Genomic DNA, 8,748 nt, shown 5'->3' with positions numbered 1-8,748 from the left:
TAATCAGATGGTGTGTTAAGCCTTTTTCTGAATGCCAAGGTGTCGCATGAACCATGGCTTTAAAAGCGGTAAAACCGAGGACGGCTGCATGGCTTTCGTATGGTCCATGTCACTTCCCCTAAGGATTTCTACATCCCATCCTAGATCGGCTAATTCTCTCCTATTACGCTTCAATAACCCGACCATGTCTACAGTAACATTGCCAAAATTTTCGCCATACGCGATGGAATCCATCTCTCCTGCAAAAGCTAATTTCGGAAGTTGCAGCTTATGTTGGATACCACGATCATCAAAATCAGCAAGACTCTGATACAACGTAACAAATTGCTTTGTTACACGAGGATCTATCGTAACTTCAATGTTTTCCCAATCCATATTATCTAGATTCCAGGCTCCTTCAGGTTGCCTAATGCCTTTACGCTGCGTACTCAATGCCTGCATGTGGGTTTTGTTGGTAACAATCATCATTTCTTGATAGGGCCCTTCATAGGGCGGAAAGCCGCCCATTACTAAGCTTTCAAGACGATTTGACCTTATGGCCAGTTGTAGTCCCACCAGAGCAAGCCAGGAGTAGCCGTAGTAACTGAAATTCTTAACGTTCATTTCATCTGCAATATACAGGAAATCAATTACGATATTTTCAGGTGTGAGCCTTTCCGGATTTGGGTACCGAAATCTATGTCCTTCATAATCGAAATATAGAACCTGAAACGTATCCGTTAACCCCTCTACAAAATGTTTCCCTAATTCAGGATCCACACCCCACAGCTTCAAGTTTTCCGCTTCCTGATTGTAAACGGATTTTTTAGCAATTGGTAACATGATGGTTTGACGGTTGTGAGTTCCTGATAAACCCACTTCTATTTCTGAATCGTCCGATAGTCGTATCAACTTTTTCAAATGCCTTCACTCCTTCTAGTTTTATATTATAATCATAGTACATTCATGCAATCTTTAAGTTCGGAGCTTCGATCGCCTTGATTTGTGCACTTATATTTGTTGCAATATTGTTGTAGCACTTGAAGGTTAGACTTTAAGCTATGGAAAGGAAATGATCATGAATACGGTCTATACACCAATAGAAATTGCTAAGAAACTGAATGTGAGTACGACTACGTTGCGGAGATACGAAGATCAAGGCTTGATTCCGGAAGTGCCGAGGACGCCGAGTAACCGAAGATGCTACTCATCCCTCCATATGCAAGGCTTTGTTACCATTCGAGCGTTATTGCGAGGATATGAGATTCCCGTGGTGTACGATATTATGAGGAAAATTAAGAATCTAGATATCGAAACTGCACTCTGGCTCTTGAATCAGCAGTTACATGATACTCAATTGGAAAAACATAGAATCGAGGAAGTCCTGTGTATGCTTCGAAATGCGGATTTTTCAAAGTACAGAAATTTGAAGGTAACCGACTCGATGACGATTGGAGAAATTGCACGAATGGCAGATGTCAAGCCTTCTGCCATCCGACATTGGGAACAAGAAGGATTAATTACTTCGGTGAGAAATAAAGATAACGGGTATAGAGTCTTTTATCATACGGAATTCAAAAAAATTCTTCTGATTAGTAGTTTAAGAAAAACTGTATATTTTATCGAGAATATGAAACAGCTGTTGAACGACCTGGAGACTCAGCACTATAATCAAGTGGAACGCACCTTTGAGCTTGCCTTGCAAAAATTAAACAGCCAATTATTAAATCAGTTTTTGGGAATAGCTGAGCTCATGAAATATATAGACTTCTATAAAAAAACTCAATGTGAACACCCATTCGAATAGTATCCACTTTGGATATTTACCCACGTAGTTTCAAACTATCCTATCCACGTTAACGTAATGAAGCTGCCGATCATGTCGGCAGCTTCATTACAGATGAGTATATGAGCTATCGTATCCGTTAGTTCAATCGATTTACTCTTTTTAATCAAAAGTATTAAAAAAGTTCCAACTACTCGTTAATAACAATCCCAGTACAAATACCAATCATTATCATCTTTAGATTTATAAATATAAATGTTCCCATTATCTCCGATCATTGCTGATGTTTGGTATAACATGTATGAGACTAAAGACCGCTTTGAAGAAATATTCCCTTTTGGATTTAATCCAACCAAAATTACAAATTAATATAAAAGCAAATAAGACAACTATTGAAATGATGGTTGTCTTATTGCTTTTATTTGATCAACATTAAAGAAATTAAGGGCAACATTTTGATCAATAACTCTCCCACTATCCTGCCCTTTAGTTTAATAGCAAAAAGAGACCCACGGCAACGAGCTGAGGGTCTAAGTTTATATTTTAAATGGGGTCGATTTTTATTATAATCTTGAATGATTAATGCCAGATGAAAATAAGATTTCAATCATGTAACAATTACTTAACTCTCGTTATCCGTTAGCGTAACGTCTCAATGACTTTTCAAAAGAAGATGATTATACTAAATGTGCGGGTCGATAACCTGAGAAGGCAGGCCTTGTTCTGCCACCCTTGCGTAAGAACGTGATCTTGGCTTCTACATCAGGCATAAAGACTCCTCTCATTATTGTGCTTTAGTTCGCCGTTAGTTTAGTGACAAGACTTTTTTGACTGACAAATCGTTCTGCGTTAATTCAATAAGGGAAATCCATTTTTCAAGATGCCCTTTAGTTCAAGCAACTTGTTCTTTATAAAAGGATCTATTTCTTCAGGTAACCGATCAAATTGAAAAAATTTAGCTTCAATTGCTTGATTGTCATCGGGTGTAAGATTCCCTTCAAAGTTTGAACATAAATACCCTACTGCGACAGTATGATACTCATCGCCACTTTCCTCGACGCGATTAATTAATTCCTTGCCTGAATAGACACCGAATAACCGTATTGTATTTAACCTAATCCCTATATCTCTTTGTACATTTCGTTTAATACATTCCTCGACAGACTCATTTAACTGTAATATGCCACCAGGTATGCCCCAGGTTCCACCTATGTATCGATTCAGTAAAATTTCACCTGAATGATTAATGATCGCTACACTAGGTCGCATGATTATTAGTGGAGCATTTCCGATCATCTCTCGCATTTTTTCACAATAACCCATAATTACCTCCTAAGATAATTGATTTATAAACTTCGTAATATTGCTTAAACAACAACTACCTTGAGGATTATTCACCTCACAACCACATCGATTTTTATTGATGTTTTCACGAATATGATCGACAGGATTAGGCGTATGTCCTGATTCAACAGATAGAGTAATTTTTTCTTTTGTCCAATCAAAACAATAACAAACAGGGACCGTCGAAGCAGGGTCTTTTTGGTGTACTGGAACCTTGATCTCTGATATAGAATAGATTTTTTTATCTTTATCAAAATACACTACATCACAGTTGCTCGTTGAACAAAAATAATGGGTTACTTCTGCATCCAAAGACGATAATGTGGCTGGTTTTAACATGGACTTTAAAGTAAGTAGTTTTACTTTTTTTCCATTTGCCATACAGGATGGACATTTTCTTGTATCGTTCATTCCAGAACCTTGAACAGTCGTGCAACAATCACTCATAAGTTAACCCTCCGTTTCAATTGCCCTTATATATAGAAATTATACCATTCCTTATTGAACTAAACTGCAGTCGTTACTTTAGCAAAGAAAAAGGGATCATCGACTGCTCGGCAGCCGCGACCCCATTTAAGTATCGGTCTTTCGTTAGTTCAATGGCCTCTTATTTGAATTACAAAGAATAATTATAATCCTGCATATCCTGCAAAAATCATCAAAGCAATTACAAAGAAGGGAATTAGAAATACAATAATACTAAACGAAAAACCCAACCAAAAAATAATGTTCTTTTTATTTAGCTTAACACGAGCCATGTAATTAATGTAAAAACCAACTATGCCCGTTAGTTCAGAAAACTGCAGCCATGAATCAGGCTGCCGTCTCTTCGTGTTTATTTAGCTATCGTTCGCCCTTAATAAATGTTGTGCGTAGCCGTGTTGCTAGGTAACGTCGTTACCCTGTCTTAAAATACATCGCAGTTAACGCAATGGGAATTTAAATATTAGGGAAAATACCGAAGTCTTATGACTCGGTCTATTTTGAACGCCCCAACTTCACTGCTTCGCTTCTGGTTCTTAGTCCTAATCCATTTTCCTTAAACATCTTTCTGATGCTTGGTTTTGTAATTTTGGTTTGATTATAAATTTCGGATAAGTTCATTTCGAGGTCGAAATAAAAGTGGCATACAAGTTCCAACTGCTTGTCCCGCCTTAGCGCGGCGCTTTGGACGAGTTCATTGTCGTATCCTAATTTTGAATACATGGATATATAGATACTACAACAAAATGTTCGAATATAATGCGCAGCGATCTGTCGGGAATGAGATAATTTTCTTATCATCCGATAAATGAGCAAAGGATGTAACCGTTCCTTGCAAAATATACCTTTATTGACATGCCCTTCTCCTAGGCATACATCCAACCCAAGCTTTGACCCTGGGCATAAACTGGTTATAAGTCTAATTCAATAAGGAGTGAACCTTGAATTATGGGATATATGCAAATTTCTCCCAATGCCCTGAGTCCTTGGGGTCTTCAACATTGTTTGTATCATTACACGTACATGGGGCTTAGAAACGGAGACAATTTCTGGTTTTTTTTGACAACTGTCGGGGAATCAAGAGTTTATGGTTATAGGTTTTTTGGCGGAAGATGGAATCAGTATTCAATTGCATTGAGAGATATTGTTTCCTTTAATTGTTCTCCGATTCCAACTCTATATTAAAACACTGCGCCTGACCCTCGCATTCGTTTCTTATTTTTATATGCTCCTGAGAAAGTCTCAATAAAAGTCACGTTCTTGAGTTATCAATACCTAGCAACACCTATGCACGTTCTTTATCAGGCAGACTCGAACATACAAACAAATCAAGCCACTGCAGTAACGCAGCGGCTTGATGAACTATGCTGCCCTTTACCTCAATGAAATCAAAAAAAGGAGCTATTCAAACCCGTATTGTTAAAAAGGTTTCGAGCTCATCTTGCAGTAAATTATCACTCATGTTCTCTATATCAAATTGTGAAATTTTGATTAGTGCAGATGTAGCTAACCTGAAAATCATAATACTCGAACCGCTATCAGAAAATGCACCAATGTTGAAAATTAACTTTCCAGGCGAAAACCCTCCTATTTGCTTAATCGTTTCGATAGCACTTTCCAAAACACTCTGTGCAAACTCATCTGGGATACCTGAGAATACATTATTTGATAAAGCTAAATTATCATAAGAGTAAGTTGTTTGCTCACTAGATACGAATACACTTACTTCAGTCACATTACCTGCCGTGTCAGGTATAAATTCGAACCCAACTAGTGCATAATTGCTCATATTTCTTGGAAGTGATACTTCAATTGCAATCATTCTTGCAACATCTCTTTTTTGCATTGAAGCAGGGATACTTTTGTCTATTATTTTCCCTACATCCTTTCTTTCAGGGAAGACATAGTCATTAATCCACAACCTACACTTTTTATACTTTGTCAAATTCAAAAATGCCTTCATCTTTTTAACCCCTTTCAAGAGCTGAAAGCTTTACAGAGGTTCTGTCACATGGTAACTCTCTTGCATTTAACTATCGTTTTACGTCCCTCGGTTAATATTCAATACTGTAGTACCAGTTAATCCAATAATGACTGATCAAACCATAACATCTTCATAATCGTCGGCAATAAGAAATCTCCAACCTGGCCCCAATCCAAGATATTTTTTCAATCTTGGATCCCACTCATCTAGATGCCTTACATGAATGGGGACAAAGAAGTCAGGATCTTTTGAAAATCCCTCGCCAACTCAGATATACCACCCACATGTTCCATTTTCAGGCTTATGCCTTAGTCCATTAAAAGGGATCAAATTATCTCTCATATTAAGAGCAATTCCCAGCATTTTAATTATGCCTTTATCAGTTCCTTTAAAGCATTTGTATTATTACTTGTCAAAACGGGAATTAATTCAGTTATTTTTTCGATATCCCAGTCCCACCACTTAATAGTATTGAGAATATTAATCGTTTCCTCGTCAAATCTATAACGAATTAATTTAGCTGGATTCCCCCCTACTATTGAATAAGGTGGAACATCTTTGGTTACAACAGCATTTGTTGCGATTATAGCACCATCACCTACATTAACCCCAGGCATAATTGTAGCATTATAGCCTATCCAAACATCACTTCCTATAACTGTATCACCTTTGAATCGCCCACTTAAATTCTTTAAACCCACTTCCCAACCTCCACCAAACGCCCCAAAAGGAAAAATTGTAAAAAAGTTTGTATTATGATTTGCACCATTCATAATAAATTTGGAGTTGGATGCAATAGCACAAAACTTACCGATTTTTAGTTTATCCCCTATAAAGTCAAAATGATAAAGAACGTTTTTCTCAAAATCTAAAGGATTATTATTATCGTCATAGTAAGTATAATCCCCAATTTCAATATTTGGATTAACCACCACATTTTTTAAGAAACAAAGGCTTCGGATATTTTTCATTGGGAAAACACTTTTTATATCTGGACCACTCATTTAGCGACACTCCTATAAAATATTTTCATTACTTCAATAACTACCCTTTCCATTTTATATTAACATTACATCTTCAACTATGCTGTCCGTTAGCGTAGCGAGGCTGCCGATCGTTCTTTTACTAATGTGAAGCTCTAATATATCCCACGGCAACCTCATGGCTCAGGTTATTGTCTCGTACTAGTTATTAATACATACATTACCGTACTATATGCTGTTACCGGCAATAATTTGATTTACAGTTCGTAACGCAGAAGAGATCGCACCTTCAATCCAACCGGGAAAAAGACTTGTATTATCGCCAGCAAAGTAAATTCTACCTTGTTGGGCAGATAGTGTTGGGAGCATTTGAATCATCTGTTTCGGCTTATACCAAGCATACGCACCTCGGGAGTAAGGATTATGATCCCAAGAAAAGACCGTCCCACCTTCATAATTATACGACAATTCAGGAAGCACCTGTTTGATTTCTGATACAGCTGAATTAAAATTACCAGCTCTAGATATTTCTCGCGCCGATTCACCGGAGGAGTATGAACAAATTAACCCCCTCCTTGATGTCGTTTGAGTGAATGTAGCATCAAGCAACCATCCAATTTTCAGATCCGTATTTACTGTAGTAAAGGAACTTAAGTTGTTCCAGAATCTAGTTCGGCTTTGTATGACGGTACGCGTAACGGAAGTAGAAAGTTGATTTTGAATGACATCATTTTTTTCTTTGCTAAGTGGCGGAGAAAAATGAATTGTACGCAAGACTGTAGAGGGAATGGCCACAATGACCCGATCACAGCAGATAGTGAAAACTTCGCCGGAATTATTAAATTGGATAGTTACTCCTTTATTACTATGTTCAATATGCGTCACAGCACATCCATAACTGATATTAGATCCAATTGTAAGGGCAAGCTTTTTCGGTAGTTGATCCATTCCACCTACTATAGTCTTTGCACTTCTTTCGGAACTGGCCATTTTTAGGTCAAGCAGTCGCTGTAATGCAGATACTTTGCGAATACCATCACCTAACATTTGCATATATCCGATTTCAAACAGCTTAATCGCACCCGAAGATGCTCCTTGACCTTTAAGATATTCTTCCATTGTCATTGAATCGAGCTGTGCCGCTTGTTTTGTGGGCCAGCCCGGCAAAAAAGGATTACCCGTCGCTTTAAGCCCCGGCTTGAGATACTTTTCCAACATTCCCGCATATCCTAAAATTCTTTCCTCGGCTGTAAGTGAAACAGGCCATAGTGCAGGTTCAGCCGGAGAATCTATGATTAATCTCCCGTCGATATATGACAAACTTCTATTGGGGACTGGTAAATTTATTAATTGAACCCCGGCTTGCTGGGCATAACTCAATGTGAGAAAATGATGCGCTCCAATGAAGGCAGCCCCGATTTCGCAAAACAATCCGTCGGCAAATTGATCCCGCATCGTGTAAATGCGACCACCCGGTCGACTATTTGCCTCTAATAAACGCACGTTATATCCTTGTTTCATAAGCTCCAAAGTGCATACCAAACCCGCCATCCCTGCCCCAATAACTACAATACGCTCAGGAAAACGACCTATTACCATAAAATCCGATTCCTCCAAATATTACATACATCATGTGTGTTTATAATCCTTTAGTTCCTAGGCACTTCTTATTATTCTATGCTGTCCGTTACTTCAATAAAACAATGGTCTTTCATGTGGCCGGAAAACGACTCCTGTGGCGCATTGTCCCAGCAGTTTCCTCGTCTTGACATGGATTGACCTAACCCTTTTTGCTTTAAAAGTTCTTGGTACTTGGGACTCGTGTAATGACTCCCTTGATCCGAATGGATAAATGCATCCTTGTGCAGCTTCAGCCGTTTTTGCTTTAAGAGTGCGTCAATTGTGTCGGTAGCTATGTCCAGTGTGAGGCGGTTGGACAGGTTATTTTCGGTATAGACGGGTTTATAGACAAAATCATCATTGTTATCTTTTTTTATACAAATTTATTATTGTGTTATTAACGGTTGTTTTGTGTACACCCTCACTCCAACTACGGACAGAAAAGCAATAGACCGCACTTTCTGTTTAGGAGGGACGGTTTATTTTGTATTTTTTTTTAAGTTCGGCGCTTCCCAGTGACTTAAGTCCACGCAAGTACTATGTACTGAGCGTATGATTATACCGTAATG

The 8,748-nt window shown here is 38.1% G+C and carries 7 protein-coding genes and 2 pseudogenes; 1 reads left to right on the top strand and 8 read right to left on the bottom strand.

Annotation, left to right across the window (positions count from 1 at the left end; all coding sequences use genetic code 11):
- Positions 1 to 15 precede the first annotated feature (15 nt).
- On the bottom strand, positions 16 to 900 hold the full coding sequence (locus GC098_RS16685; RefSeq protein ID WP_171644252.1) for an alpha/beta fold hydrolase: 885 nt from the start codon (positions 898 to 900) through the stop codon (positions 16 to 18).
- A 157-nt stretch (positions 901 to 1,057) separates the two neighbouring features.
- On the opposite strand from GC098_RS16685, the gene GC098_RS16680 reads away from it, so the two are divergent.
- Entirely contained in the window at positions 1,058 to 1,786 is a 729-nt protein-coding gene (locus GC098_RS16680; RefSeq protein ID WP_171644251.1) for a MerR family DNA-binding transcriptional regulator, read from the top strand.
- 828 nt (positions 1,787 to 2,614) lie between these two features.
- Here GC098_RS16680 and GC098_RS16675 read toward each other — a convergent pair.
- From GC098_RS16675 to GC098_RS16650, 7 genes and pseudogenes are all read right to left on the bottom strand, one after another.
- The gene (locus GC098_RS16675; RefSeq protein WP_171644250.1) at positions 2,615 to 3,088 is read right to left on the bottom strand and encodes an NUDIX domain-containing protein; all 474 of its coding nucleotides are present in this window, start codon (positions 3,086 to 3,088) and stop codon (positions 2,615 to 2,617) included.
- Positions 3,089 to 3,097: 9 nt separating this feature from the next.
- Positions 3,098 to 3,556 (bottom strand): putative iron-sulfur cluster-binding metallochaperone, encoded by a 459-nt coding sequence (locus GC098_RS16670; RefSeq protein ID WP_171644249.1) that lies wholly within the window; start codon positions 3,554 to 3,556, stop codon positions 3,098 to 3,100.
- A 1,441-nt stretch (positions 3,557 to 4,997) separates the two neighbouring features.
- A complete protein-coding gene (locus GC098_RS16665) occupies positions 4,998 to 5,555 on the bottom strand; it encodes a hypothetical protein (protein WP_171644248.1) in 558 nt (185 codons plus the stop codon).
- A gap of 135 nt (positions 5,556 to 5,690) precedes the next feature.
- Positions 5,691 to 5,918 (bottom strand): annotated as a pseudogene (locus GC098_RS40090) (immunity protein Imm33 domain-containing protein).
- 26 nt (positions 5,919 to 5,944) lie between these two features.
- Positions 5,945 to 6,580 carry a CatB-related O-acetyltransferase gene (locus GC098_RS16660; protein WP_171644247.1) on the bottom strand — a complete coding sequence of 212 codons (636 nt, stop codon included), beginning with the start codon at positions 6,578 to 6,580 and terminating at the stop codon, positions 5,945 to 5,947.
- 207 nt (positions 6,581 to 6,787) lie between these two features.
- Positions 6,788 to 8,158 carry a flavin monoamine oxidase family protein gene (locus GC098_RS16655; RefSeq protein ID WP_171644246.1) on the bottom strand — a complete coding sequence of 457 codons (1,371 nt, stop codon included), beginning with the start codon at positions 8,156 to 8,158 and terminating at the stop codon, positions 6,788 to 6,790.
- Positions 8,159 to 8,232: 74 nt separating this feature from the next.
- A pseudogene (locus tag GC098_RS16650) lies at positions 8,233 to 8,502 on the bottom strand (DDE-type integrase/transposase/recombinase); the annotation flags it as partial.
- Positions 8,503 to 8,748: the final 246 nt, after the last annotated feature.

The sequence above is a fragment of the Paenibacillus phytorum genome (assembly GCF_013141715.1).
GTDB classification, from domain to species: domain Bacteria; phylum Bacillota; class Bacilli; order Paenibacillales; family NBRC-103111; genus Paenibacillus_E; species Paenibacillus_E phytorum.
Note: the sequence above shows the minus strand (reverse complement) of the source record. Positions and strands in the feature narration are given on the sequence as shown.